This window comes from uncultured Clostridium sp., assembly GCF_934754925.1.
GTDB lineage: Bacteria > Bacillota > Clostridia > Clostridiales > Clostridiaceae > Clostridium.
On record NZ_CAKVJA010000008.1, the window covers coordinates 1 to 26,371 of the forward strand.

A 26,371-nucleotide genomic window follows, 5' to 3' on the forward strand; every position below is an offset into this window, starting at 1 on the left:
TTAAGGAAAGTAACTTAGAAATTAAGTATATTACATATGATTTACATAATAGCGGATTTGAGGGAAATGTTACAACTGAGCATGAAGAAATGTTTACAGCTCAAGGAATAAAAACTAAATTTTTAATTGCTATATATAATTAGGTATAAAAAGATTGCATATTGCAATCTTTTTATATATGTATTGATAAAAATGCCTATAAATACAAAAAAACTTAAAAGAATATCAAACAAAAAGAAAAGTTAGAAATATATATAATTTATAGAAGTATTATTAGTATATATATATATGTAAACGTCCTTTTATTAGATAAATAAAAAAAAATATTGGAGATACTAAGTATATATTAAAATATTTGTGCTAAATTTAATAAAAAGATAGTTAATGTTTTTTGAATAAAGTTTTTATTGTGTGTATACTAAGGCAGTTACACCAAGGGGTGTAAATAAAAAATATTGGTGGTAAATTATGATATATTTTATTATTATGATTGTTTTTTCACCTTTTACAGCTGTAATTCCAGCTGTATATGCAGTGAACTTATTATTTAGAAAAAAATTAAAAATAGAGAAGAATTACTGGAATATAGGTTTATTTTTATTGTTTGCATACTCTGTATTTAGTAGTATTCTAAATAAGGATTTGTTATCTTTATTATCCTCTTTTATATTGTTTTTATATTTTGCCCTGAATGTATTTTCTCAAAATTATTTTGTTAAGATAAGTAGAATAAATATAGTTATTAAGTATATAGTGTATTTAAGTGTGATTGCAGCAATTGGAGGGGTGATAGAAAAGATAATATTTATCTTAATAGGAATGCCTCAACATAGAGTTTTTAGTTTTTTTGGAAATCCTAATATGGCAGGAGCTTGGTTCGGTAACATAATATTGATGATTTTTTATTTAAAATGTATAGATAAAGGTAAAAAAGACTATATAATTTATAATGTTTCAATTTTGTTGGTAATTGTAGCTTTGTTATTGACTGAATCAACAGGGGCATTTATTGCCTTAGTAGTATCAATATTTATATATTATATATTAAAAGAAAAAAAGGATATAAGAGGGTTAATAGCAATTTCTATTACCGTAGGAATAAGCTCTATTTTATTTTTTATAATTCAAAATAAAGTTGCTAATACAACACCTATTGGTGAATTAGTAACATCTTTTAATTCAAGATATCGTATATGGATTGGAGCTATAAATATGGTATTTAAAAAGCCTATTACTGGGTGGGGAATGCTAGGGATGATGCAACATGGATCAAATTTTGTTTATAGTGATGAACCCAATTTACATAATCAAATAATTACTTTTTTAATACACCCTCATAATTTATGGTTAACTTTTTTAGTAACTTTAGGTATTGTAGGACTTACAATATATTTATATATCAAATTCAATTTATATAAAGATATGATAAAATTATATAAGAAGCATAATAAAATGTTACCTTTAATTGCAGCTATAAATGCAATGATAATTGTTCAAGGAATAGTAGATTGCACTTTGTATGCTCCACAGTTGGGTATAATATTTGTTTTTATAGGAACAATTACATATAATATGGCTAATGATAAAATGATTAGAAAAGCCAGATTTACTAAAGGAAAGAAAAAAGAAAATGATAATAAAGATATAGCAATTTAAATTGGCTATTTGGGGATAACTATATATAAAAATATAGTTATCCTTTTGTATATAAATTATTCTAGACTTTATGTAAACATACGTGTAAAATATAGTATTAGTCAAAGAGAAAAGAAGTGAAAGGATGATTCAGTAATGGATGGAACATGGATAGAAGTTAGAGTAATAACTAAAAGTGAGGCATTAGAGCCAATATCAGGAATTTTTTATAGCTTAGATTGTAAAGGTGTAGCAATAGAGGATCCAGAGGATATCTTAGGAAGAGAACAAGGACCATTAACATGGGATTTTGCAGATATAAATGTTTTAGAGCATAAGGGCAAAGTTGCAGTTGTAAAAGCGTATTTTGCAGAAGAAGATAATATTGAAGATGTATTAGAGTATGTTAACGAAAGATTGACAGAATTAAAGGAAATGGGTATTGATTTAGGAGAAGCTAAAGTTGAACATGAAAAAATGCATGAAGAAGATTGGGCTAATACATGGAAACAATACTATAAACCATCAAAAGTTGGTGAGAAAATTGTTGTAAAACCAATATGGGAAGAGTATGAAGCTAAGGATGGAGAATTAGTTGTAGATTTAGATCCAGGTATGGCATTTGGAACAGGAACACACGAAACTACAAGAATGTGTATTCAAGCTTTAGAAAGATATGTTAAAGAAGAAAGCACAGTATTTGATGTTGGGTGTGGATCAGGTATATTAGCTATAGCTGCAGCAAAGCTTGGAGCAAAGTTAGCTGTCGGAGTAGACTTAGATCCAGTTGCCGTTGAATCTTCAATCGAAAATGTTGGCTATAATAATTTAAATAATATTGAAATACTTCATGGAAATCTTGTAGAAGTTATTGATGGAAAAGCTGATATAGTTGTTGCAAATATACTAGCAGAGATAATTTGTATATTAACAGATGATGTAAAAAGAGTTTTAAAAGATGGTGGAGTTTTCATAACATCAGGAATAATTCATGATAGAGTTGATATGATTTGTGAAAAGCTTGAAGCTACAGGATTTGAGGTTGTAGAAAAAAATAGAGATGGTGAATGGAACTGTATAGTTGCAAAACTAAAATAATTTTTAGGAGAGAATGAAGTAATGCATAAGTTTTTTACTCCAAAAGAATTAATTAATGGAGATGTAGCTAAGATAATTGGTGATGATGTTAAACATATATATAAGGTTCTTAGAATTTCTGAGGGTGAAAAGGTAACATTAAACAATTGTGAAGGTATTGAATATTTAGGAAAGGTTACATCTGTTTCTAAACAGGAAGTTTTAATAGAAATATTAGAAAAATTGGAATTGAATAATGAGAGTGATATTAAGATATACTTATTTCAAGGACTACCAAAATCTCAAAAGATGGATTTAATAGTTCAAAAAGGAACAGAGCTTGGAATTACTGAATTTATTCCAATAATAACTCATAGAGTAGATGTAAAATTAAAAGGCGAATTTAAAAAATTAGATAGATTAAATAGAATAGCCTTAGAAGCTGCAAAACAAAGTAAGAGAAGCATAATTCCAAAGGTTTCAGAGCCTATTGAATTTGAGGAAGTTTTAGAAAGAATAAATTCTTTAGATTTATTAATAGTTCCGTATGAAAATGCAAATAATTTTGGTATAAAAACATTGATTAATAAATTAAGAAAAGAAAATATTATTGATAATGTTAAAAGTGTTGGAATATTTGTAGGGCCTGAAGGTGGAATTGAAGAATATGAAATTGAAAGACTTAAAGATAAAGGGGCTCATATAGTTACTCTTGGAAAAAGAATATTAAGGACTGAAACAGCTGGGTTTGTTGCAACATCTTTAATACAATATGAGCTAAGTGATTTAGGAGGAAATGATTAATGAAAGTTGCATTTGCTACGTTAGGGTGTAGAGTTAATGTATATGAATCAGAAGCCATGGCGGAAAAATTCATTAGAGAAGGATATGAAGTAGTGGATTTTAATGAGTTTTCTGATGTATATGTAATAAATACTTGTACAGTTACTAATATGGGAGATAAAAAATCAAGACAAATAATAAGTAGGGCAAGAAGAACTAATCCAGATGCAATAATTGCAGCTGTAGGATGTTACTCTCAAATGGCACCTAAAGAGGTTGCAGAAATACCAGGAGTAGATGTAGTTCTAGGTACAAGAAACAAGGGTGATGTAGTTTATTATGTTAATAAGGCTAAAGATGAAGGTCAGCCACAGGTACATGTTCAACCAGTACTGCAAAATAAGAAATTTGAAGATTTAAAAATAGAAGATTATCAAGATAAGACTAGAGCATTTTTAAAGATTCAAGATGGATGTAATAGATTTTGTACATATTGCACTATACCTTATGCTAGAGGATCAGTTTGTTCAAAGGATCCAAATAAGGTCTTAGAAGAAGTTAAAGAATTAGCTGCTCATGGATTTAAGGAAGTCATACTTTCAGGAATACATACAGCTTCATATGGATTAGATTTAGAAGGTAATATAAATTTAATAGATATAATAGAAGAAATAGAAAAGATAGACGGAATAGAGAGAATTAGAATAGGTTCTATTGAACCAGCATTCTTCACAGAAGAGGTTGTTGAAAAAATTAAAGGCTTTAAAAAATTATGCCCACATTTCCATTTATCACTTCAAAGTGGATGTGATGCAACATTAAAGAGAATGAATAGAAGATATACAGCTGAAGAATATGAGGCATCTGTTAATATGTTAAGAGAAACATTACCTGATGTATCAATTTCTACAGATGTAATTGTTGGGTTCCCAGGAGAAACAGACGAAGAGTTTAATGAAACTTATGAATATTTAAAGAGAATTCATTTAACTAAAACTCATGTATTTAAATATAGCCCAAGAAAGGGAACTAAGGCAGCAGATATGCCAAATCAATTAGATGGAAATATAAAAGATATAAGAAGTAAGGCTTTAATAGAGTTAAATGATAAAAATGAGCATGCATTTACTCAAAAGTTTATTGGAAGAGTAATGGATGTTTTAATAGAAAAAGAAATTAAAGATAAGCCAGATTTTTATGAAGGCTACACAAGAAACTATATAAAAGTAATAGTACATTGCATGTCAGCTGATATTACTGGTAAAATAGTAGATGTAAAGATTGAAGAAGCAATAGAAGATTATGCAGTAGCTAGCATGGTTTAGAGAGTGACAAGTGATAAGTGACAAGTGGCAAGTTAAGTGGTAAATTCAGCAAACTGAATTAAAGAAATATTTTAAAGAAACTCATTAGAGTTTCAACCTTAATTGGTCACTGAAAACTTGCCACTTGTCACTAGATAAAGGAGGTGAAGTTTGTGGGAGATTGTATTTTTTGTAAAATAATAGCTGGAGAAATTCCGTCTAAGAAGATATATGAAGATGATAAAGTTCTTGCATTTTACGATATAAGCCCAGAGGCGCCAGTTCATTTTTTAGTAATACCAAAAGATCATATTAGCAGTGCTAATGAGTTAAATGAAGAAAATTGTGAAATAATTTCACATATCTTCATGGTAATAAATAAAATAGTAAGGGAACTAGGTATTGCAGATTCAGGGTACAGAATTGTGAATAACTGCGGAGCTGATGGTGGGCAAACAGTAAATCACATACATTTTCATATATTAGGCGCAAGAGAATTAAAATGGCCACCAGGTTAATAGAAAAATAGTATAAATAATATTGACATTTTTGTGACCATTATTGTATAATACAATATGTGTTATTAAGCCCGTAGCTGAGTTAAAGATACTAATTTGAGCTAGCGGAGGGAGGGATAATAGATGTCAGAAATCAAAGTTGGAGAAAACGAAACACTAGAAAGTGCATTAAGAAGATTTAAAAGAAAATGCGCAAGAGCTGGGGTTCTTTCAGAAGTTAGAAAGAGAGAACATTACGAAAAGCCAAGCGTAAAGAGAAAGAAAAAATCAGAAGCTGCAAGAAAGAGAAAATTCAAGTAGTTTTTAATTTTTGAAAGAAGGTATTTAAGTATGCCAACAATAAAAGAAAGACTGCAAGAAGACTGGAAAGAGGCATTAAAGTCTAAAGATAAATTTAGAGCTAATGTATTAAGCAGTGCTAAATCTGCTATATTGCTAGTAGAAAAAACCGATGGTGTTACGCTTGAGGACGATAAGGTTATAGAAATATTAGCAAAAGAAGTCAAGCAACGTAAAGAAGCGATGCTTGAATTTGAAAAGGGAAATAGACAGGATTTGGTTGATCAGAATAAATCTGAAATTGAAATCTTGCTAGGTTACCTTCCTCAGCAATTAAGTGAAAAAGAAATTTTACAAATTGTAAAAGAAACAGCTACAGAAGTGGGTGCTAATAACATGAAAGACATGGGTAAGCTTATGTCAGCAGTTAGACCAAAGGTTGTAGGTAAAGCAGATGGAAAACTTGTTAGTCAGATTGTTAAAGAGTATTTAAATAGTAAATAATTAAAAGAACTCAATGTAAATTGAGTTCTTTTTTTATTTTTGTGATTTTCTTTAAGATAAAATCATAAAGTACATTGAGAGAGTATTATTTAAAGGAGAGAAACTATGGAAAATAAAATTAATAGAGGTAAAGAAGTTTTAATTGAAAAGCTTGATCTCCCTAAAGATGTATTATTAGATGTACCTAAGATTATTGTTATAGGAAGAAATGAAGTTACCATAGAAAACCATAAAGGGATAATGCTATTTGAAAGAGAAAAAATAAAAATAAATACAAATATGTCACCAATAGAAATAAAGGGACGTGAGTTTGAAATATTATATATAGCTGCATCAACTATAACTATTAAAGGTTATTTTGATTCAATTGAATATGTGGGGTGAATAGAAAATGGCTTTTGATAAGATGAAAAAGGGAAAAATATTAGTTGAGATTAAGGTGTTAAATACTGAAAGAATATTAAATTTATTTTGGAAAAAGAACATAAGAGTTTATAAAGTTAAGAAAAAGGATTTTGCAACATTAATATTAGAGATTGATTATTTAAGTTATTTAGAAGTAAAGGAGTGTGTAGAAAGTTTAGGTGGCAGAATAAATATTATAAAAAGTGAAGGATTTGTATTTTTTTTAGGTAATATAAAAAAGAAGCTATCATTAGTCATTGGTGGGGTTATGTTTTTATGCATTATATATTATTTATCTACTTACATATGGGCCGTAGAAGTAGATGTTCAACAAAATATACCTCCATTTGAAGTGAGAAAACAGTTGAATAGTATAGGTATAAAACCGGGAATTGCAAAAAGTTCTATTGATGTAAAAGAAGTAGAAAAGAAATTAGAAAATATGAGCTCTGAAATATTATGGCTAAGAGCTAGAATTGAAGGGTCTACTTTAAAGGTAGTAGTTGAAGAGAAGATAAATCCACCACAAGAGCAAAGCTATGAATATGGAAATTTGGTTGCTACCATGGAAGGTGAAATAAAGAGAGTTTATACTTTTGCTGGTAGAGCAAAAGTTAAAAGTGGACAGTTAGTTAAGGCTGGAGATGTTGTCATAGAAGGTATAGATGGAAATGAGGGGGGAGAATATATTTTACCTCCAAGAGGAATAGTTATAGCAAATACATTCTATGAGAAATCTATGAATGTAAAGGTTAATGGAACTCAACTTGAAAGAAGTGGAGAAAAGGACAGCGATATATTTATAAGTATTTTTGGTAAAAAAATTTATCTAAAAAAGGCTATAAAAGACTTTGAACATTATGATAAAATAGAAGTGAGTGGTAAAATATTTAATAAGGTGTTATATTATGAAAGAATAGAAAAAGATATAAATTTATCAGAAGATGATGCTATAGAAAATGCAGTAAATAATCTAGAAAAATCTTTATTAAATGAATTAAGCAGAGATGCGAAGATAGTAGATAAATTAGTAGATAAGGAAATGAAAGATGATGAAAATTTATTGGTGAAAGTTGTATTTGTTGTGGAGCAAAACATAGTAAGTGAGGATACAGTAAGTTATTAGACAATTAGGGTAAGATGAGAAGGTGAACAAAATGAAAGATAAAAAAAGTGTAGGTAAAAATATACATAAGGATAAATGGAAAAGAATATTTTTATTTACTGTTACAGCAATTTTAGTTTATTTCATAATTATGACAGTTGTAACTCCTAAGAGATATAATTTTATTGAAGGTGATATAGCTAGTGTTGATATAAAAGCACCTAGGGATATTATTGATGAAGAGGCTACTAATGCAAAAGAACAAGAGGTAACAGCAAAGGTAGAGAAGAAATTTACTCTTAAAAGCGAAGTAAAAATTGAAGCAAGCCAAAATATAAAGACTTTTTTCGATAAGCTAATAAATTTGAAAAGTAGTGAAATAGAAGAAAAAGATAAAATTAATGAATTAAAAAAGATAGAGGCATTTAAGCTTTCGGATAATCAATATAAAATATTATTAGATTTAACGGTTGATAAGGATACAGAGTTACAGTGGATAGCTTTAGCAGCTATTGATAGGGCTTATGAAAATCAAATAGAAGAAGGGAATAATGATGAAATAGATGAAGCAAAATCAACTATTGAGGATTATTTAGAAAGTCAGAACTTAGATACTAATCTTGAAGATATTTTAAAGGAAATATGTGATAGTCAAGTACACCCTAATTACTTTTTTGACCAAACAAAGACAGATGAAGCTGTTAAAGAAGCCTTAAAAAGCGTTTCAAAGGTTATGATAAAGAAAAATCAAACTATAGTCAAAGAAGGAGAGCCAATTACACAAAGGCAAATAACTATACTTACAGAGTTAGGCTTAGTAGGAGAAGGTGTAAGTAAGGATTATATATATACTTATATAATAATAGTGTTTTATGTGTTATTTGTATTTGTTTTACAGTATATGTATTTAAAAAAGGAAAGGCCCGAAGTCCTTTATAATACTAAGCTTGTATCTTTAATATTATTATTAAATTTATTATCATTAGTAAGTACTAGAATATTTGCATTTGTATCTTTGTTTTTAATTCCAATAACATGTTCACCAATACTTATTACTGTATTTTTAGATTATAAGGTTTCAGTTATAATAAATTCTTTAAATTTGATGCTTATTGCAGTTATATCAGGTTTTGATCCTCAAATTATTTTAGTTGGAATTGTAGGCACTATTGTAGCATCAACTTCATTAAAGAAAGTTAGCCAACGAAATGATATATTATATTCAACTATTTATGTTGCAATTTGTGTTTCAGTTGTTGTTTTATCAAGTGGAATACTTTTATCAAATAATATAAAGAAGATATTATTTGATATGGTATTAGCTGCATTAGGAGCTTTTATTTCAGGAATATTGGCTATAGGTTTATTACCATTTTTAGAATCAAGCTTTAGTTTAGTTACAAATATGAAGCTATTAGAACTTTCTAATCCAAATAGTCCATTGTTAAAAAGATTACTAATGGAGGCACCAGGAACATATCATCATAGTATTATGGTTGCAAACTTAGCAGAGGTTGCAGCAGAAGAAGTAGGGGCTAATCCAATGTTAGTTAGGGTTGGAGCTTATTATCATGATGTAGGCAAAATAAAAAGGCCGCTTTTCTTTGGAGAAAATCAAATAGGTGGAGTAAATCCTCATGATAAGATTTCACCAAGTTTAAGTGCTTCCATAATTATATCTCATGTTAAAGATGGATTAGAGTTAGCAAAAGAATATGATATTCCTAGTGTAGTAAGTGATATGATGATACAACATCATGGAACAACATTAGTTAAATATTTCTATTATACATTAAAAAATAATAGTGATAATCCGGATAGTATAAAAGAGGATGACTTTAGATATTCAGGTCCTAAGCCTCAAAGTAAGGAAGCTGCAATAATTATGATGGCTGATAGTGTTGAAGCTGCTGTAAGATCTATTCAAGAGCCTACTTTTGATAAGATTGAAAATATGGTAAATAATATAGTTAAGGATAAACTAAACTCAGATCAATTAACAGAGTGTGATTTAACATTCAAAGATTTAGAGATTATAAAAACTTGCTTCTTAAAAGTTTTAAAGGGAATCTATCATCATAGAATAGAGTATCCAAAAGAAAATGGTGAAAAATAGAAAAAGGGAGGGGGTTTACCTCCTTTTTTATATAAATTGCGAAGTTTACAAAAAAGCATTATAATAAGAAACGCTACTTTAAAATATACGTAATTTAAATTATGAAAAAGAAAGGAGAAGTTATGTTATATACAGATAATAGACAGAATAAAATAGAAGTAAATGATGAACTTGTTAATATCATAAATGAAGTTTGTGAGCAGTCTTTAAAGGCTGAAGAGATGAATTTTCCCTATCAAATATCACTTTTGTTTGTAGATAATGAAGAAATAAGAGAAATAAATAGAGGAACAAGAGGAATAGACAAGGCTACTGATGTTTTATCATTTCCAATGTTAGAGTATCCAAAAGATAAAGTTTTTAAAGAGGTTTATAAGAATACTAAATTTAACGAAATATATTTAGATGGAGATGAGTTAGTATTAGGTGATATGGTTTTATCTTTAGAAAGAGCAAAAGAACAGAGTATAGAGTATAATCATTCATTTAATAGAGAAGTATGTTATTTGGTAGTACATTCAATTCTTCACTTATTAGGATATGATCATATGGAAGATGAAGAAAAGAAAAGAATGAGAAAAAGAGAGGAAGAAATTTTAGAAAGCCTAAATATAACTAGGTAAATGTGGGGTAAGGAGAGTAAATTTATGGAGATGAGAAAATTATTAGAGAGTTTTAATCATGCAATTAATGGTATAGTTGATGCTGTAAGAACTCAAAGAAATATGAAGATTCATATAATAGCATCAATTGCCGTTTTGCTTGCTTGCTTTTTCTTTAATATATCAAAGGCAGAGTTTTTAGCAATAGCAATAACAATTACAATGGTCATTAGTGCAGAATTGGTTAATACAGCTGTGGAAGCAGCGGTAGATTTAAATACAAATTATTATCATCCGTTAGCGAAGGTTGCAAAAAACACAGCAGCAGGAGCTGTACTTGTAACAGCAATAAATGCATTATTAGTAGGGTATATTGTGTTTTGGGATAAACTTTCTAATTTTTCCTTTGAAGTAGTTTACAAGATTAAACACTCAGAGCCATATATGATATTTATAGCATTAGTTATAGTTATTTTAGCTGTTGTTATAATAAAAGCTATTTTTGGTGAAGGAACACCCTTAAAGGGTGGAATGCCTAGTGGACATAGTGCGTTAGCCTTCTCTATTTCTACCGCAATAGCATTAATAACAGAGAAACCTATTTGTATAATTTTAGCTTATTTAATGGCTTTTATTACAGCTCAAAGTAGAGTTGACTCAGAGGTTCATACTGTATTTGAGGTTATAGTGGGGGGAGTATTAGGAATACTATTAACATTATTAATATTCACTATATTTAAATTATAAGTTAAACTTATAATTTAAATATTTATTTATGCAATTTAATTAAATAGAAATTTATAATCTAGATTAAATCAGCAATTGGAATTTTTATTATATGTGATATACTATTTAAATGGAGGAATTAAGAATGGAATATAAAGAATTAATACACAGTGCTTTAGAAGCTAGAGAAAAAGCGTATTGTCCATATTCTAATTTTAAGGTTGGAGCAGCTATATTATTTGAGGATGGAAAAATATATACAGGATCTAATATAGAAAATGCGTCTTTTGGAGCAACTAATTGTGCAGAGAGAACTGCTATTTTTAAAGGCGTACATGAAGGAAATAGAGAGATAAAAGCTGTAGCTGTAGTTGGAGATACTAATGCATATACTTATCCATGTGGGATATGTAGACAGGTGATAGCAGAATTTGTAGTGGATGAAAAAATTCCAGTAATAATAATAAAAAATGAAAATGACTATATAATAAAGGATTTTGAAGAAATATTACCAGGTGTTTTTTCAAAAAAAGACTTAAAAGGCTAGGAGGCTAATATGTATAAATCAGGATTTGTAACAATAGTAGGAAGACCAAATGTAGGGAAATCAACATTAACTAATCAAATAATGGGGGAAAAATTATCAATAGTTTCAAATAAACCTCAAACTACAAGAAATAACATACAAACAATATTAACTGGAGATGATTATCAATTAGTGTTTGTTGATACTCCAGGAATACATAAACCAAAGAATAAGTTAGGAGACTATATGGTTAATGCAGCAACTAGTTCCATAAAGGAAGTTGATTTAGTTGTATTTATTATTAATCCTTGCGATGAAATAGGAAGAGGAGATAAATTTATACTAGAAGCATTAAAGCAACAAAAGGCCCCTGTGTTTTTAGTTGTTAATAAGGTTGATGAAAATAGCCATGAAAAGGTTGCTAAAACACTTGATATGTATTCAAAAGAGTATGATTTTGCAGAGATAGTACCAATATCTGCATTAAAAGGAAAAAATGTAGATACACTTGTGAAATTAATGGTAGAAAAAATGCCAGAAGGTCCTCAATACTATCCAGAGGATATGATTACAGATGTTAATGAAAGATTTATTGTTGCAGAAATAGTAAGAGAAAAAACATTAAAAAATTTAAGAGATGAAATTCCTCATGGAATAGCTGTTGATATTATACAAATGAAACAAAAAGAGAATGGAACATATCATATAGAAGTAGACTTAATATGTGAAAAGGATTCTCATAAGGGTATAATAATTGGAAAAAATGGAGCATCTTTAAAGAAAATTGGAGAAACTGCAAGATATGAAATAGAAAGATTTTTAAAAGCTAAAGTTAATTTAAAGATCTGGGTAAAAGTTAGAAAAGAGTGGAGAGATAACGGACTTTTACTTAAGGAATTAGGATATAAAAAGACAAAGTAGATAGGAGTTGAGAATTCTGTCTATTGAAAAGACCAAAGCTATAATAATTAAAGCTATAGATTATAAAGAAAATGATAAGCTTATATGGGCATATTGTGAAGAAATAGGTAAAATAACATTTATAGCTAGAGGGGCGAAGAAAAGCAAAAGCAAAAATTTAAGCTTAACTTTACCCTTATGCTTTGGGGATTATATATTTTTTAAAGGAAGAAATTTATATAATCTCCAAGAAGGAAGAATTATAAATTCATTTCAAGGATTACTAAATAATTTAGATAAACTTACGTATTCCTCATATATTTGTGAATTAATAGATATATGTGTACAGGAAGGAGAAGTAAATAAAACATTATTTAGAGAGTTTATTACTTGTTTATATTTATTAAATACTGATGCAATGGATTATGAGTTGTTGATAAGAGCTTTTGAATTAAGATTATTAAATGCAACAGGATATGGATTACAGTTCGATAAGTGTAGTATTTGTAAAAAATCAATAGGAACTAGTGATTATATTTCATTATCTCATTTTGGAGGAGTATGTATGGAATGTAATAAAGAACATGGAATTTATATTTCAAGAGCAGGATATAACGCTTTAAGATTTTTAAGCAATACACCCATGGATAAAATTTACAGATTGAATATAAATAAAGATGTAAAAAAGCAGATAGAAAAGGTGACAACATTCATAATAAATTCAAATTATTCAAGAAAACCTAAAAGTTTAGAAATGTTAAATTATATAAAGGAGTAGAGAGAAATATGGATATTACATTGGAAAAGGTTGATCAAGTAAGAGAAAGAACTGGAGTAAGTTATGCAGAAGCAAAGAATGCATTAGAAATATCTAATGGAGATGTTTTAAATGCGATTATATTACTAGAAGAAAAGTTAAAATATAATAATGTAAATGAAACTAAGCAATCTGAAACTATTGATGAGTTTAAGGATTGGTTAAAGGATTTAATAAATAAAGGAAATGTAACTAGAATTAAAATAACTAAAGATGGTAAAAAGTTAATTGATGTCCCAGTGAATGCAGGGATAGCTGCAGGTGTTATAGCAGTAATAATTCCTCCTATATTAGCATTTGTTGTAGTGGCAGCAGTAGTAACTCAAGTTACAATTGAAATAACAAAAGCTGATGGTACAGTAGAAGTCGTTAATAAGTATATATCAGCAGCTGTTAATGAAGCGAAAGATAAAGCAAATGATTTTGCAGATAAGGTTAAAGAAAAAGTTCAAGATGTAAATTTAGATGGTATAAAGATGCCAAATAAATTTAAAGAAAAAGAAAATGATACAAATACTACTTTTACTTATACTGTAAATTTCGATGATGAAGATGGTAAAAAATAGAAAATCAAAGAAAAACAATGATATAGTCTAGAATAATTAGGGAGAATAGGAATATTCAGCTAAAATGAATGATTTTTCAGAAAATTAAGCATAGTCAAAAGGTGAGAAAATGTTATAATTATACTGTAAATAAAAAACATTCTTAATTGTCTGAATATTCCTTAAATAGTCGAAAAGAGGGATAGCATTGAAGTTTACAAAAAGACAAGAGGCAATAATTAAGATAGTTAAAGATGGGCAGCCAATTACAAGCGAATCAATAGCTGAGAAGCTAGGAGTTACAAGAGCTGCTTTAAGAGCAGACCTAGCAATACTTACAATGACTGGTACTTTAGATGCTAGACCTAAAGTAGGTTATGTGTATTTAGGGAAAAAGATTGACGGGGAGATATTGGAAAACTTATCCAAAATAAAGGTTGGAGACATCATGTCAAAGCCTGTAACCGTTAACGATGCTACTACAGTATATGATGCAATTGTTCATTTATTTTTACATGATGTAGGAACATTATTTATTGAAAACAATGGTAATCTTGTTGGAGCAGCCTCAAGAAAGGATTTCCTGAAAATAGCAATTGGAGGAACTGATATACATAAAGTTCCCGTAGGTGTTATTATGACAAGAATGCCTAATATAATTTATGGATATCCAGAGGATAGTGCTTATTCACTAGCTAAAAAAATAATAGAACATGAAATTGATAGTATACCAATAGTAGAAAAGTCCTGCGAATCAGACAATGGTAAAGTTAATTTAAAGATAATTGGTAAAATTTCTAAGACTAACATAACAAAACTATTTGTTAATCTTGGAGAAGCAAATTAAGGGTAATTTAAAGAGTAACTATGGTAACTACGAGACTAAGTCTTGTTAGTATATATTTATTGTATGAACGGAGGAGTATTGAGATGGAGAATAAAAAGTATGTTTACCTTTTTAGTGAAGGTGATGGTTCAATGAGAAACCTTCTTGGAGGTAAAGGGGCAAATTTAGCAGAAATGACTAGAATAGGGATTCCTGTTCCTCAAGGATTTATAGTTACAACTGAAGCTTGTAACAAGTATTACGAGGATGGAAAACAAATTACAAATTCAGTTGTAGAAGAAATCCATGCAAATATCAAAGAATTAGAAAGAATAACAGGAAAAGAATTTGGAAGTAACACAAATCCATTATTAGTTTCTGTAAGATCAGGAGCAAGAGTTTCAATGCCAGGTATGATGGATACAATATTAAATCTTGGGCTAAATGATGTTGCAGTAGAAGCTGTGGCAGCAGCAACAGGAAATCCAAGGTTTGCTTATGATTCTTATAGAAGGTTTATTCAAATGTTCTCAGATGTTGTTATGGGAATAGAAAAGAGATTATTTGAAAATTTAATAGATGAAGCAAAAGAAGCAAAAGGTGTTAAATATGATACTGAGTTAGATGAAAATGATTTAAAAGAATTAGTTGTAAAGTATAAAGAATTATACAAGAAGGAAAAAGGTGAAGAATTCCCTCAAGATCCAACAGTACAATTAACTGAAGCTATTACAGCTGTATTTAGATCATGGGATAATCCAAGAGCTATTGTTTATAGAAGATTAAATGATATTCCAGGTGAATGGGGAACTGCTGTCAATGTTCAACAAATGGTATTTGGTAATAAAGGAAATACTTCTGGAACAGGTGTTGCATTCTCAAGGAATGCCGCAACAGGAGAAAAAGAAATATATGGTGAGTACTTAATGAATGCACAAGGTGAAGACGTTGTTGCTGGTATTAGAACACCACTTCCAATAGCTAAATTAGAAGAACAAAATCCAGCAATCTATAAACAATTTATAGATATAGTTAATACACTTGAAAATCATTATAGAGATATGCAAGATATGGAGTTTACTATTGAAGAAGGTAAACTATATTTCTTACAAACAAGAAATGGAAAGAGAACAGCTCAAGCTGCTTTAAAGATTGCAGTTGATTTAGTTAAAGAAGGAATGTTAACAAAGGAAGAAGCTATTCTTAAAGTTGAGCCTAAACAATTAGATTCTTTATTACATCCAACATTTGATGCAACTGAAATAAAAAAGGCTACTGTAATAGCAAAAGGACTTCCAGCATCTCCAGGAGCTGCTTGTGGTAAGGTTGCATTTACTGCAGAAGAAGCTAAGGAAAGAGCAGAAAAAGGAGAAAAGGTTGTTTTAGTAAGACTTGAAACTTCTCCAGAAGATATTGAAGGTATGATAGCAGCTGAAGGTATTTTAACAGTTAGAGGAGGAATGACTTCTCATGCTGCAGTTGTTGCAAGAGGTATGGGTACTTGTTGTGTAGCTGGATGTGGAGATTTAAAGGTTAATGAAGAAAAGAAAACACTAGAAGCAAATGGTAAAGTCTATACAGCTAATGATTATATTTCAATAGATGGTTCTACAGGAAGTGTATACGGAGAAGCTATTAAGACTGTTACTCCTGAAATTTCTGGTCATTTTGCAACATTCATGGGATGGGCAGATGAAATAAGAAAACTTAATGTTAGAACTAATGCTGATAATCCAAGAGATACTAAGCAAGCTGTTGAATTTGGAGCAGAAGGTATAGGTCTTTGCAGAACTGAGCATATGTTCTTTGAAGAAGATAGAATTATGGCTATGAGAGAAATGATTGTAGCTAAGAATGAAGAAGAAAGAAGAGCAGCTCTTGAAAAATTACTTCCAATGCAAAAGAAAGATTTTATTGGAATATATGAAGCACTTCAAGGAATGCCAGCTACAATAAGATTCTTAGATCCACCATTACATGAGTTCTTACCTCATACAGATGATGAAATATCAGAACTTGCAAATACTATGGGATTAACTTTCCAAGAACTAAAATCTACAGTTGAAAGTTTACATGAATTCAATCCAATGATGGGTCATAGGGGATGTAGATTAGCAGTTTCTTATCCAGAAATTGCAGAGATGCAAACTAGAGCAGTAATAGAAGCTGCTATAGAAGTAAAAACTACTAAGGGATATGATATAGTACCTGAAATTATGATTCCATTAGTTGGTGAAGTTAAAGAATTAAAGTTTGTTAAAGATATAGTTGTTAAGACAGCAGAAGAAGTTATGAAGGAAAAGGGAGTTAAGTTAGATTACCATGTTGGTACAATGATTGAAATTCCTAGAGCAGCTATTACAGCTGATGAGATAGCAAAAGAAGCTGAATTCTTCTCATTTGGAACAAATGACTTAACACAAATGACATTTGGATTCTCAAGAGATGATGCTGCTAAATTCTTATCTGATTATTATGAAAGAAAGATATATGAACAAGATCCATTTGCTAAACTTGATCAAAAGGGTGTAGGACAATTAGTTAAAATTGCTGCAGAAAAGGGTAGAGCTACAAGACCAAATATTAAATTAGGTATTTGTGGAGAACATGGTGGAGATCCATCATCAGTTGAATTCTGCCATAATGTTGGATTAAATTATGTATCTTGTTCACCATTTAGAGTACCAGTTGCAAGACTTGCAGCTGCACAAGCACAAGTAAAAAATCCAAGATAATATAAAAAGTAATAATAAAAAAGGAACGCAATGGCGTTCCTTTTTTATTAAAAAATTTAATATAAATGGAGAAGTTATAAGAATATACATGGGGAAAGAAAAAAATGAAATATTAATTTACGGAAAAGATTTCATAGTTCCCCAAAAATAAATATTTCATTTTTCGCTTCCATATGGTGCATAATTTAGTTAAAATTTGACATTATAGTATTGTTGGAATATTTCAATCATATTATAAATATAATCAAGTTGATCAGCGGATCTATCTAGTCCTTTAGTAAATAAAGATATAAAGGCATTTTTATTACATTTATTTAAGTTTTTGTAATAATCTCGAGATATCTTCCAAAATTTTTGGGGAAAGGCTAAATAAGATAAAATATATTTTAAATCAGAATCACTCAAGTTATTAAATTTTAAATAAGTATTAATTATATCTATAGTTAGAGCAGGATTCCAATTTGTAGTTGCCCTTTTTAAAAGTCTTCTTAAAAAATAAGATAAATCATGAGCGCAATAATCGATTTTGCATTTATCAAAGTCTATTATCCATACATCTGTATTATTTATTAATATATTTTTATTTACATAGTCACCATGACATAAAGATATATTTAAGTTAGAGGTATTTATTGAGGAAGCTATTTCAAGTGAAAGTTTTGCTAAAGATAAATTGCTATCTAAGTTATTGAGATAAAGTTTTGAAAACCTGTCTTTATATGTTGAAGCTAAATTAGCAGTTTGAAGAATATCGTTAAAATGTTTATTTATAGATAAATAGTAGTCTTCTAATCCAACTCTATTTGTACTTCCTGGAATGGGAGAAAAGTTTTTAGAACATTTATGTAATTTAGCTAAAGTTTTAATTGAAAGCCTTATATCGCTAAGAGAATCAAAATTACATTTTTCACCTTCAACCCATGGGGTTAGAATAAATAGCATATCTTCGTAGTATATATATCTATTATTATCTATAGAAGGCAATAATTTAGGAACCATTACATTATTTCTATAGAGCCATTCCATTGCAGAGTAAACAAAAAGTAAATTTTCTTCATCATAGTAAACCTTTTTTAAACAATAATTCTTGTTATTACAAGATATTTTAAAAACAGCTCTCTGTTTATCAGTATCTTTAAATTTAACCATAGTAATAGTGGCATCTTGTAAAAGAAATTTAGGTAATATATATTTGTTTATATTATCAATATCTATAACATTATTATCGTTACTCATTGCAAAACTCCTTGTATAAATTTCTTATTATAATAATATTATGAAAAATATATAAATATACATATCATAGAAATGAATTACCACATAATAATTTATTATTAGGATATAAATTAGAGGGTTTTTGAGAAGAATATAGAATAAGTTATTTGGAGGTGAGTTAAGTGAATATAAGAGAAAGAATAGAAAAGAATGAAGACTTGACATTAATTCCAGAAGCTATTCATAGTAATAAAAGTAGTGGAAGGTTACGGGATGAGGAAGCTGATAATATTAGAACTTGTTTTATGGTAGATAGAGATAGAATAATTCATTCTAAATCTTTCAGAAGACTTAAACATAAGACCCAAGTATACATACGTACTTTTGGAGATCATTATAGGACTAGACTTACTCACACTTTAGAAGTAGCGCAAATAGCGAGAACTATTGGGGCTGGAATAGGGTTAAATGAAATGCTAATAGAAGCAATAGCGTTAGGTCATGATTTAGGACATGTAGCTTTTGCTCACAATGGAGAAGAAGTACTTGATAACTTTTTAGATGATGGATTTAGGCATAACGAACAAAGTGTAAGAATAGTTGAAAAGCTAGAAAGAAGTGGGAAAGGATTAAACTTAACAAAAGAAGTTATTGATGGAATACTAAATCACAGTGGATTAGGAAGTAAAGATAATGTTGCAAAAACATTAGAGGGTAGAATAGTTAAATATAGTGATAAAATAGCATACTTAAATCACGATATTGATGATTCGGTTAGAGCAGGGATTTTAAGGGAAGAGTATTTACCTAAAGATGCTGTTAGTGTTTTAGGAAATACTCATTCAGAAAGAATTCAAGTTTTAGTAACAGATATGATAAATGAAACACAAAAAAATTTAAAAAATGGAATATATGATATAAAACAAAGCGATGAAGTTAAAGAAGCGATGATAGAATTGAGAAAGTATATGTTTTCTAACATATATTTAGGTAATGTATTGAAAGAAGAAAGGGAAAAAGCAAAATTTATTTTAACTCATGTAATAGAACATTATTATAGACATATTGAAGAATTACCAGAACTATATCAGAAGATTGCAAATGAAGAGGGACTAAAAAGAGGAGTGGCAGATTATATAGCAGGAATGACAGATGATTATTGCCTTTCAATATTTAATAAAATATATGTGCCAAAGTTTGTAATTTATTAGTAAAAAAGTTGTATAATACAAAAAAATTGGGAACAATAAATTTTGTAGAATAAAAAGGATTTTAATAATAGAAATAGAATAAATAATATTAGGGTAGAATTAAAATAGAAATCTAATAATAATGACATGTTAAATAAATTTAATTTAAAAAGAAAGAAGGAATTTATAATAATATGTCGAATTATATGGAGTGGATAAATATTATTATAGTAAGGAGGGATCTCCTTGCAGATTTCTGAAGAAATTTTAGAAAAAATAAAATCACAAAATGATATTGTGGATGTAATTTCAGAAAGGGTTAGACTAAGGAAGGCAGGAAGAAACTTCACAGGACTATGCCCTTTTCATAATGAAAAAACACCATCTTTTTCAGTATCACAAGAAAAACAAATTTATAAATGCTTTGGGTGTGGAGAAGCTGGAAATGTTATTTCATTTGTGATGAAGGAAAGAAACTTACCTTTTATCGAAGCCGTAAAATATTTGGCTAACAGAGCCAATATTCCTTTGGAAATGAATAATGGAGAAAAGAGTATAACAGCTAAAAAGAAGGATTTGTTGTATAGAGTAAATGTTGAAGCAGCAAAGTTTTTCTTTTCAAATCTTATGAATAATCAAAATGCAAAAGAATACTTTTTAAATAGAGGCATTAAAGAAGAAACAATTAAAAAATTTGGTTTAGGATTTGCTAATGATAGTTGGAATAGTTTAATGTTTTATTTAAGAAAAAAAGGAATTAGTGATATTTTATTAGAAGAAGCTGGACTGATTTCTGTGAATAAGGAAAAAGGTAGAAAATATGACAGGTTTAGGAATAGAGTGATGTTTCCAGTATTTGATTATCAAGGAAGAGTAATTGGATTTGGTGGAAGAGTATTGGATGATTCAAAACCTAAGTATTTAAATTCTCCAGAAACTTTAGTATTTCAAAAGGGAACTAACTTATATGGCTTAAATTTTGCTTTAAAGCACAATATGAATGAAAGGTATTTTGTAATTGTTGAAGGATATATGGATTTAATATCTTTACATCAATATGGTATTACTAATGTAGTAGCATCATTAGGAACTGCACTTACTATCAATCAAGCTAGACTGCTAAAAAGATATGCTGATAAAGTTATAATTTCATATGATGCAGATATGGCAGGTCAAATGGCAACATTAAGAGGACTAGAAATATTAAGAACTGCTGGGTTTGATGTTAGAGTGCTAAATATTCCACAAGGAAAAGATCCAGATGAATATGTGCGAAGTAATGGAAAAGAAGCCTTTTTAAAATTAATTAATGCAGCAGAACCTTTAATTGATTATAGAATGAAGAAAGCTGAAGATGGAATTGATTTTAAAAATAGCCAATCTCTAATACTATATGCAAAAAGAATTATGGAAATAATTTCAGATTTGGATCCTATGGAAAAGGATGTTTATATAAAAAAAGCATCAGAAAATACTGGTATAAAAGAGCAAACCTTATACGATATTCTCAAAAGTAAGATGAAAGATAATAGAGAAAATAATTTTAGGAATAATAAGGAAGAAGATAGGTCAAAATTATATGTAGAACCTGGATTTTTAAAAGCAGAGAGAGCAATTTTAAAAATTATGTTAAAAAATAAAGAGTATCTACAGTATATAGAGGAAAGAATATCAGAAAACGACTTTATTTTGCTAGAACATAAAGAAATTTTCACTGTTATTATGTTAGCTAAAGGGGAAAATATAAATAATATAGATTCATTTATTGAATCAAAGCTAAACAATACAAAATCTATTGGAGAATTAGTAAAAATCAGAGAAGAAAATATATTCTTTGCAGATGATATTAAAGTTCAAATTAATGATTTCATTAATGAAATACATTCATATAAATTAAAGCAAAGAATAGATCAACTAAGAAAAGAACAAAAAGAACTTGAAAACCAAGGTAAGATTGAGGAATCAATAAAATTAGCCATTGAGTTAGCAAGTATTACTAAAAAGTTGAAGGAAAGTAAGAGAGTATTATAGTTGGTCATATAACGAAAGGAGGTAGTCAGCTAGTGGAAGAAAAAACAAAAGTAAATAAGAATAAGCCTAAGGATAGCCAAGATAGAAATAATAGAATGAATATTGTTAAAAACCTACTTGATAAAGGGAAGAAAAATGGTGTTTTAACATATCAAGAAATATTAGACGAGGTAGAAAATATAGATCTAAGTCCAGAGCAAATTGAAAAAATCTATGAAGTTTTAGAATCAATGGGAATAGAAGTTCAAGGTGCAGCTAATGATATTGACATTGTTGAAGAAGAAATAGATTTATCAGTACCAGAAGGGATTGCAATTGATGATCCTGTAAGAATGTACTTAAAAGAAATAGGAAAGGTACCTCTACTGTCTTCAGAAGAAGAGATGGAACTTGCTAAAAAAATTGAAGAAGGAAGCCAATATGCTAAAAAGAAGCTTGCTGAAGCAAACCTTAGACTTGTTGTAAGTATAGCTAAGAGATATGTTGGTAGAGGAATGTTATTCTTAGACTTAATTCAAGAAGGAAATCTTGGTTTAATAAAAGCTGTAGAAAAATTTGATTTTAGAAAGGGATTTAAATTTTCAACTTATGCTACATGGTGGATAAGACAAGCGATTACAAGAGCCATAGCTGATCAGGCTAGAACTATTAGAATACCGGTTCATATGGTAGAAACAATAAACAAATTAATAAGAGTACAAAGACAATTGTTACAAGAATTAGGAAGAGATCCATTCCCAGAAGAAATATCTAAAGTTATGGATTTACCAGTAGAAAAGGTTAGAGAAATTCAAAAAATAGCACAAGAGCCTGTTTCTTTAGAAACACCTATAGGAGAAGAAGAAGATTCTCATTTAGGAGATTTTATTCCTGATGATGATGCTCCTGCACCAGCAGAAGCAGCAGCATTTACAATGCTAAAAGAACAATTAATAAATGTATTAGATACTTTAACTCCAAGAGAGGAAAAAGTACTAAGATTAAGATTTGGTTTAGATGATGGAAGAGCTAGAACTCTTGAAGAAGTTGGTAAAGAATTTAACGTAACAAGAGAAAGAATTAGACAAATTGAAGCCAAAGCGTTAAGAAAGCTTAGACACCCATCTAGAAGTAAGAAGTTAAAAGATTACTTAGATTAGTAAATTAGCACCATAAGTGGTGCTAATTTTTGTATTAGATAGGATATATTAAATCAAATAAAATTTATGAAATAGCATAATTTAATAAAGAAAATATAAATATAAGAAAATAATAATATTTATATAATTGTTATTTTAAATGATAACGAAAGATTAAATAATTATAATATTAGAGGTAGTTAAAATGGATGTTAGTAAAAGAATTGAATTTATAATCGAAAACTTAGAGAAGGTTGATACACTTGCAGATATAGGTACTGATCATGGATATGTTCCTTTAATAGCGCTAGAAAAAGAGCTTTGTGAAAAGGCAATTGCTTGTGATATTAACAAAGATCCTTTAGATAAGGCAAGACTTAATGCTATTTTAGAAGGCGTTGGAGATGAGCTTGAATTTAGATTAGGTGGAGGATTTGAACCACTTAATATAAGTGAAGCAAATGAAGTTGTTATAGCTGGTATGGGAGGAAATTTAATAAGAGATATATTAGAGGCAGATATAGATAAAGTAAAATCAGTTGATTATTTAGTTTTAGTTCCTGCTCAGAACCCAGAGGTATTAAGAGAATATTTATATACACATAACTATGAGATTATAAAAGAAGATTTATGTTTTGATGAAGGAATATATTATGAATTATTTAAGGTAAGAAGTGCTGAAGGTAATGCAACTCAATTAGATAGCATATATTATGAGATAAGTCCTATATTATTAAGAAGTAAAAATCCGTTAATGAAAGATTATTTACAATTTAAATTAGATGAATACAATAGAATTTTAGGATTTATAACAGAAGCTACTGTAAGTGCAAATAAGAGAAGAGAAGAGATAAAAGAAAAAATAAATATTATTACTTCAATGCTAAATTATATATAAGGTGAGTTTATGAAGAAAGTTAATGATATAATTAGAGAAATGGAAAAATTAGCACCAACATTTTTAAAAGAAGATTTTGATAATGTAGGTTTAATGATTGGTGATAGAGAAAAGGATGTAAAAAAAATACTATTAGCTTTAGATTGTACATTAAAGGTTATTGAAGAAGCTAAGAGCGAAAATATTGATTTAATAATAACACATCATCCTCTTATTTTTAGAAGGCCAAGTAATATTACAACAGACACATTACAAGGTAAGAAGATAATAGAACTTATAAAAAATGATATTTCTCTTTATTCAAGTCATACTAACTTAGATTCTGTGGAGAATGGTTTAAATCATACAATAGTATCAATGTTAGGATTCGAAAATTCTAAGATATTAGAAAAAAATAAGAAAGACGAAAGTGCTGGACTTGGAAGAATAGTAAAGTTGCAAGAAATTATTACTTTAGAAGATTTGGTGGAGAAAGTAAAGAAATCATTAAAAGTTAATAACTTGAGAGTTGTTAAAGGTAATGATAATATTTCAAAAATAGCAATAATAAATGGAAGTGGGCAAGATTTTATAAGTAAAGCTGTAAGTTTAGGTGTAGATACTATAATTACAGGAGATACAACATATCATTTTGCTTCTGATTATAAGGAAATGGGAATAAATATTATAGATGTTGGACATTTTGGATCAGAACAAATAGTTTTCTTTAATGTAATGAAAAAATTAAAAGAAAAATTTGATGATGTTGAGTTTATAACATCAAATGTTGAAGTTGATCCTTATAATTTTTATTAGTCTCTATTAAATAAAAAAATTTAGATTATGTGATGAAAATAATTTAATATAATTATATATGTAATTACTATATAGTTTATAATAAAGGGAAGGTTTATCTAATCTTCCCTTTACTTTATATTCGTTTACAATTATATAATTTTAAAATAAAGCAAAATAAGAAAAACACTAGGTTTAAACCTAGTGTTTTTCATGTTGCGAGATGATCCGTAAGCGGAGTTCTGTATTAAGCAATCATCTATCTAGGCTTACTGTTGCCAGTAAGCTCAAGCGACACACCACATGGCGGGACGGGCAATCCCATAATGCCATTACTCGGTCTTGCTCCAGGTGGGGTTTACATAGCCATGATGTCACCACCATGCTGGTGAGCTCTTACCTCGCCTTTCCACCCTTACCAGTCACAAAAGTGAACTCAGTTTAAAAACTTCTGGCGGTATATCTCTGTTGCACTATCCTTCAAGTCGCCTTGACTGGCCGTTAACCAGCACCCTGCCCTATGGAGCTCCGACTTTCCTCTCCTAGCTTAAAAGCTAGCAGCGATTGCATGTATCACTCGCAGAATTTATAATAACATATATTATTAAATATTACAAATAGTTTTTTTATACAAAAGTTAAAATTACGAACAACATTATAATTATTATCCAACTATAGATACCTATTCCTGAAAATAATAATGTTATTGCCATAAGTATTAAAATACAGATTCTAGCTTTGGGATTTGGACAAGTTGGTTGTTTAGGTCTTGCAGATGGGGTTTTAATTGCACATATTATTTGATCAACTGTATCTCTAATTACTTTTCCCCAATCAGTTTTCTTTGACATTATTTCAACTCCAGCAATTGTTATTATTATAATATATGCACTGATAGTAAAATACAGAAACAAAAAATATATATAAATGAAGTTTTATTAATTTATAATATTAATAAAAAGTTAATATAAATTACATAAAAAACTGTACTTTTCAGATTATAATTAAATTTAAGAAATTTACTAGGAGTTGAAGGATAAAAAAATGAAAAACAAAAAAATGTTTTATAGTATTATAGGGATTTTTTTATTAATTGTTACGTTAATATTTATATTTTTATTTAAAGATAAAATAGTATTAGATTTTAGTATAGAAGAGTTACGAAGAGTTATTGAAAGTAACCAGTTTTCAGAGTTAATATTTATAGGGATATGGACTTTAAGATTAATCTTATTTATACCAGGAGTTACATTAATGCTTTTAGGGGGAATAATATTTGAACCAAGTAAAGCATTTTTATTATCTATGGTAGGAATAGTTGCAAGTGATGTTTTAGTATTTTTATTAGCTAAAAGTAAATTATTAGATGGTATAAGAAATAAATTAATAAATAAGTATCCAGATATGATAGGGTTGATAGAAGAGTACAGCTACAAAATATTAGCAGTAGGAGTTTTATGTCCAGTTGCACCTACAGATGTAATTGTATTTTTATCATCATATGTTGGGATGAAGCTTAGTAAGTTTTTATTAATTTTTATTACAGCTAATATACCAGCATTATTTTTATATAGTTATTTAGGAGAAAGTTTTCAAGGATCTAGTATGAATAGTATATTTATAATAGTTACATTAGCTATTAGCGGAATGTTATATATAAGGCTATGGAATGATTTAAAAAGAAAAACTATAAGTAAGTAGCTAGAAGAAATATAAGATAAATGAATTAAGTCTCACTAATA

General features: G+C 28.7%; 26 protein-coding genes, 1 other RNA gene and 1 pseudogene. 25 read left to right on the plus strand and 3 right to left on the minus strand.

All coding sequences use genetic code 11. The annotated features are described in order from the left end of the window. From Q0G30_RS04580 to ppdK, 19 genes and pseudogenes are all read left to right on the plus strand, one after another. Positions 1-143: pseudogene (locus tag Q0G30_RS04580) on the plus strand (tRNA (guanosine(46)-N7)-methyltransferase TrmB); the annotation flags it as partial. Positions 144-468: 325 nt separating this feature from the next. Continuing rightward, a complete protein-coding gene (locus tag Q0G30_RS04585; protein ID WP_294387130.1) occupies positions 469-1,656 on the plus strand; it encodes an O-antigen ligase family protein in 1,188 nt (395 codons plus the stop codon). A 135-nt stretch (positions 1,657-1,791) separates the two neighbouring features. After that, positions 1,792-2,733: a 50S ribosomal protein L11 methyltransferase gene (gene prmA, locus Q0G30_RS04590; RefSeq protein ID WP_294387131.1), complete on the plus strand. Its 942-nt coding sequence runs from the start codon at positions 1,792-1,794 to the stop codon at positions 2,731-2,733. A 21-nt stretch (positions 2,734-2,754) separates the two neighbouring features. After that, a complete protein-coding gene (locus tag Q0G30_RS04595) occupies positions 2,755-3,516 on the plus strand; it encodes an RsmE family RNA methyltransferase (RefSeq protein ID WP_294387133.1) in 762 nt (253 codons plus the stop codon). Continuing rightward, the gene (gene mtaB, locus Q0G30_RS04600) at positions 3,516-4,820 is read left to right on the plus strand and encodes a tRNA (N(6)-L-threonylcarbamoyladenosine(37)-C(2))-methylthiotransferase MtaB (RefSeq protein WP_294387135.1); all 1,305 of its coding nucleotides are present in this window, start codon (positions 3,516-3,518) and stop codon (positions 4,818-4,820) included. The genes Q0G30_RS04595 and mtaB overlap by 1 nt, the downstream gene beginning before the upstream one ends. Positions 4,821-4,972: 152 nt before the next feature. After that, positions 4,973-5,317, plus strand: coding sequence for a histidine triad nucleotide-binding protein (locus tag Q0G30_RS04605; RefSeq protein WP_294387138.1), 345 nt, complete (start codon positions 4,973-4,975; stop codon positions 5,315-5,317). Between the two features lie 123 nt (positions 5,318-5,440). Continuing rightward, positions 5,441-5,617 carry a 30S ribosomal protein S21 gene (gene rpsU, locus Q0G30_RS04610; RefSeq protein ID WP_003441547.1) on the plus strand — a complete coding sequence of 59 codons (177 nt, stop codon included), beginning with the start codon at positions 5,441-5,443 and terminating at the stop codon, positions 5,615-5,617. Positions 5,618-5,647: 30 nt separating this feature from the next. Continuing rightward, positions 5,648-6,100, plus strand: coding sequence for a GatB/YqeY domain-containing protein (locus Q0G30_RS04615; protein WP_294387140.1), 453 nt, complete (start codon positions 5,648-5,650; stop codon positions 6,098-6,100). Between the two features lie 105 nt (positions 6,101-6,205). Continuing rightward, positions 6,206-6,484 carry a sporulation protein YqfC gene (yqfC, locus tag Q0G30_RS04620; protein WP_294387143.1) on the plus strand — a complete coding sequence of 93 codons (279 nt, stop codon included), beginning with the start codon at positions 6,206-6,208 and terminating at the stop codon, positions 6,482-6,484. Positions 6,485-6,491: 7 nt separating this feature from the next. Next, positions 6,492-7,631: a sporulation protein YqfD gene (gene yqfD / locus Q0G30_RS04625; protein ID WP_294387145.1), complete on the plus strand. Its 1,140-nt coding sequence runs from the start codon at positions 6,492-6,494 to the stop codon at positions 7,629-7,631. A 31-nt stretch (positions 7,632-7,662) separates the two neighbouring features. Further along, entirely contained in the window at positions 7,663-9,726 is a 2,064-nt protein-coding gene (locus Q0G30_RS04630) for an HDIG domain-containing metalloprotein (RefSeq protein ID WP_294387148.1), read from the plus strand. 122 nt (positions 9,727-9,848) lie between these two features. Next, positions 9,849-10,349, plus strand: coding sequence for an rRNA maturation RNase YbeY (gene ybeY / locus Q0G30_RS04635; protein ID WP_294387149.1), 501 nt, complete (start codon positions 9,849-9,851; stop codon positions 10,347-10,349). A 24-nt stretch (positions 10,350-10,373) separates the two neighbouring features. Then, entirely contained in the window at positions 10,374-11,075 is a 702-nt protein-coding gene (locus Q0G30_RS04640; protein ID WP_294387152.1) for a diacylglycerol kinase, read from the plus strand. Between the two features lie 124 nt (positions 11,076-11,199). Beyond that, a complete protein-coding gene (locus Q0G30_RS04645; RefSeq protein ID WP_294387157.1) occupies positions 11,200-11,601 on the plus strand; it encodes a cytidine deaminase in 402 nt (133 codons plus the stop codon). Positions 11,602-11,610: 9 nt separating this feature from the next. After that, positions 11,611-12,501, plus strand: a complete 891-nt coding sequence (gene era, locus Q0G30_RS04650) for a GTPase Era (RefSeq protein WP_294387162.1) — start codon at positions 11,611-11,613, stop codon at positions 12,499-12,501. Positions 12,502-12,508: 7 nt separating this feature from the next. Then, a complete protein-coding gene (gene recO, locus Q0G30_RS04655; protein ID WP_294387165.1) occupies positions 12,509-13,258 on the plus strand; it encodes a DNA repair protein RecO in 750 nt (249 codons plus the stop codon). 8 nt (positions 13,259-13,266) lie between these two features. Continuing rightward, a complete protein-coding gene (locus Q0G30_RS04660; RefSeq protein ID WP_294387168.1) occupies positions 13,267-13,863 on the plus strand; it encodes a DUF4342 domain-containing protein in 597 nt (198 codons plus the stop codon). A gap of 187 nt (positions 13,864-14,050) precedes the next feature. Further along, on the plus strand, positions 14,051-14,689 hold the full coding sequence (locus Q0G30_RS04665) for a helix-turn-helix transcriptional regulator (protein WP_294387171.1): 639 nt from the start codon (positions 14,051-14,053) through the stop codon (positions 14,687-14,689). An 83-nt stretch (positions 14,690-14,772) separates the two neighbouring features. Next, positions 14,773-17,403, plus strand: a complete 2,631-nt coding sequence (ppdK, locus tag Q0G30_RS04670; RefSeq protein WP_294387173.1) for a pyruvate, phosphate dikinase — start codon at positions 14,773-14,775, stop codon at positions 17,401-17,403. Positions 17,404-17,592: 189 nt separating this feature from the next. On the opposite strand, the gene Q0G30_RS04675 is transcribed toward ppdK, so the two are convergent. Continuing rightward, positions 17,593-18,639, minus strand: coding sequence for a CotS family spore coat protein (locus tag Q0G30_RS04675; protein ID WP_294387177.1), 1,047 nt, complete (start codon positions 18,637-18,639; stop codon positions 17,593-17,595). Between the two features lie 161 nt (positions 18,640-18,800). Between Q0G30_RS04675 and Q0G30_RS04680 the strand changes: the two genes are divergently transcribed. The 5 genes from Q0G30_RS04680 to Q0G30_RS04700 all read left to right on the plus strand — a co-directional run bounded on the left by Q0G30_RS04680 (position 18,801) and on the right by Q0G30_RS04700 (position 24,650). Next, positions 18,801-19,829: a deoxyguanosinetriphosphate triphosphohydrolase gene (locus Q0G30_RS04680; protein WP_294387180.1), complete on the plus strand. Its 1,029-nt coding sequence runs from the start codon at positions 18,801-18,803 to the stop codon at positions 19,827-19,829. A 225-nt stretch (positions 19,830-20,054) separates the two neighbouring features. Continuing rightward, positions 20,055-21,839, plus strand: a complete 1,785-nt coding sequence (gene dnaG, locus Q0G30_RS04685; protein ID WP_294387184.1) for a DNA primase — start codon at positions 20,055-20,057, stop codon at positions 21,837-21,839. Between the two features lie 8 nt (positions 21,840-21,847). Continuing rightward, positions 21,848-22,978, plus strand: coding sequence for an RNA polymerase sigma factor RpoD (rpoD, locus tag Q0G30_RS04690; protein WP_294387302.1), 1,131 nt, complete (start codon positions 21,848-21,850; stop codon positions 22,976-22,978). A gap of 184 nt (positions 22,979-23,162) precedes the next feature. Then, a complete protein-coding gene (locus tag Q0G30_RS04695; protein ID WP_294387188.1) occupies positions 23,163-23,855 on the plus strand; it encodes a class I SAM-dependent methyltransferase in 693 nt (230 codons plus the stop codon). Between the two features lie 9 nt (positions 23,856-23,864). Next, the gene (locus Q0G30_RS04700; RefSeq protein ID WP_294387191.1) at positions 23,865-24,650 is read left to right on the plus strand and encodes a Nif3-like dinuclear metal center hexameric protein; all 786 of its coding nucleotides are present in this window, start codon (positions 23,865-23,867) and stop codon (positions 24,648-24,650) included. A gap of 194 nt (positions 24,651-24,844) precedes the next feature. Here the strand turns inward: Q0G30_RS04700 and rnpB are convergent. Together rnpB and Q0G30_RS04710 are read right to left on the minus strand one after the other, a co-directional pair. Further along, positions 24,845-25,209: RNase P RNA component class A (gene rnpB, locus Q0G30_RS04705), an RNA gene on the minus strand. Positions 25,210-25,255: 46 nt separating this feature from the next. Then, positions 25,256-25,480, minus strand: coding sequence for a hypothetical protein (locus Q0G30_RS04710; protein WP_294387194.1), 225 nt, complete (start codon positions 25,478-25,480; stop codon positions 25,256-25,258). A gap of 193 nt (positions 25,481-25,673) precedes the next feature. Here Q0G30_RS04710 and Q0G30_RS04715 point away from each other — a divergent pair, with 193 nt between their 5' ends. Then, complete coding sequence (locus Q0G30_RS04715) at positions 25,674-26,330, plus strand: VTT domain-containing protein (protein ID WP_294387197.1); 657 nt, start codon at positions 25,674-25,676, stop codon at positions 26,328-26,330. Positions 26,331-26,371 lie beyond the last annotated feature (41 nt).

Bases quoted from the DNA above. Each gene is read 5' to 3' on its own strand.
- Q0G30_RS04585 (WP_294387130.1), top strand. From the start codon at position 469: ATGATATATTTTATTATTATGATTGTTTTTTCACCTTTTACAGCTGTA.
- prmA (WP_294387131.1), top strand. From the start codon at position 1,792: ATGGATGGAACATGGATAGAAGTTAGAGTAATAACTAAAAGTGAGGCA.
- Q0G30_RS04595 (WP_294387133.1), top strand. From the start codon at position 2,755: ATGCATAAGTTTTTTACTCCAAAAGAATTAATTAATGGAGATGTAGCT.
- mtaB (WP_294387135.1), top strand. From the start codon at position 3,516: ATGAAAGTTGCATTTGCTACGTTAGGGTGTAGAGTTAATGTATATGAA.
- rpsU (WP_003441547.1), top strand. From the start codon at position 5,441: ATGTCAGAAATCAAAGTTGGAGAAAACGAAACACTAGAAAGTGCATTA.
- Q0G30_RS04615 (WP_294387140.1), top strand. From the start codon at position 5,648: ATGCCAACAATAAAAGAAAGACTGCAAGAAGACTGGAAAGAGGCATTA.
- yqfC (WP_294387143.1), top strand. From the start codon at position 6,206: ATGGAAAATAAAATTAATAGAGGTAAAGAAGTTTTAATTGAAAAGCTT.
- yqfD (WP_294387145.1), top strand. From the start codon at position 6,492: ATGGCTTTTGATAAGATGAAAAAGGGAAAAATATTAGTTGAGATTAAG.
- Q0G30_RS04630 (WP_294387148.1), top strand. From the start codon at position 7,663: ATGAAAGATAAAAAAAGTGTAGGTAAAAATATACATAAGGATAAATGG.
- ybeY (WP_294387149.1), top strand. From the start codon at position 9,849: ATGTTATATACAGATAATAGACAGAATAAAATAGAAGTAAATGATGAA.
- Q0G30_RS04640 (WP_294387152.1), top strand. From the start codon at position 10,374: ATGGAGATGAGAAAATTATTAGAGAGTTTTAATCATGCAATTAATGGT.
- Q0G30_RS04645 (WP_294387157.1), top strand. From the start codon at position 11,200: ATGGAATATAAAGAATTAATACACAGTGCTTTAGAAGCTAGAGAAAAA.
- era (WP_294387162.1), top strand. From the start codon at position 11,611: ATGTATAAATCAGGATTTGTAACAATAGTAGGAAGACCAAATGTAGGG.
- Q0G30_RS04660 (WP_294387168.1), top strand. From the start codon at position 13,267: ATGGATATTACATTGGAAAAGGTTGATCAAGTAAGAGAAAGAACTGGA.
- ppdK (WP_294387173.1), top strand. From the start codon at position 14,773: ATGGAGAATAAAAAGTATGTTTACCTTTTTAGTGAAGGTGATGGTTCA.
- Q0G30_RS04675 (WP_294387177.1), bottom strand. From the start codon at position 18,639: ATGAGTAACGATAATAATGTTATAGATATTGATAATATAAACAAATAT.
- Q0G30_RS04695 (WP_294387188.1), top strand. From the start codon at position 23,163: ATGGATGTTAGTAAAAGAATTGAATTTATAATCGAAAACTTAGAGAAG.
- Q0G30_RS04700 (WP_294387191.1), top strand. From the start codon at position 23,865: ATGAAGAAAGTTAATGATATAATTAGAGAAATGGAAAAATTAGCACCA.
- Q0G30_RS04710 (WP_294387194.1), bottom strand. From the start codon at position 25,480: ATGTCAAAGAAAACTGATTGGGGAAAAGTAATTAGAGATACAGTTGAT.
- Q0G30_RS04715 (WP_294387197.1), top strand. From the start codon at position 25,674: ATGAAAAACAAAAAAATGTTTTATAGTATTATAGGGATTTTTTTATTA.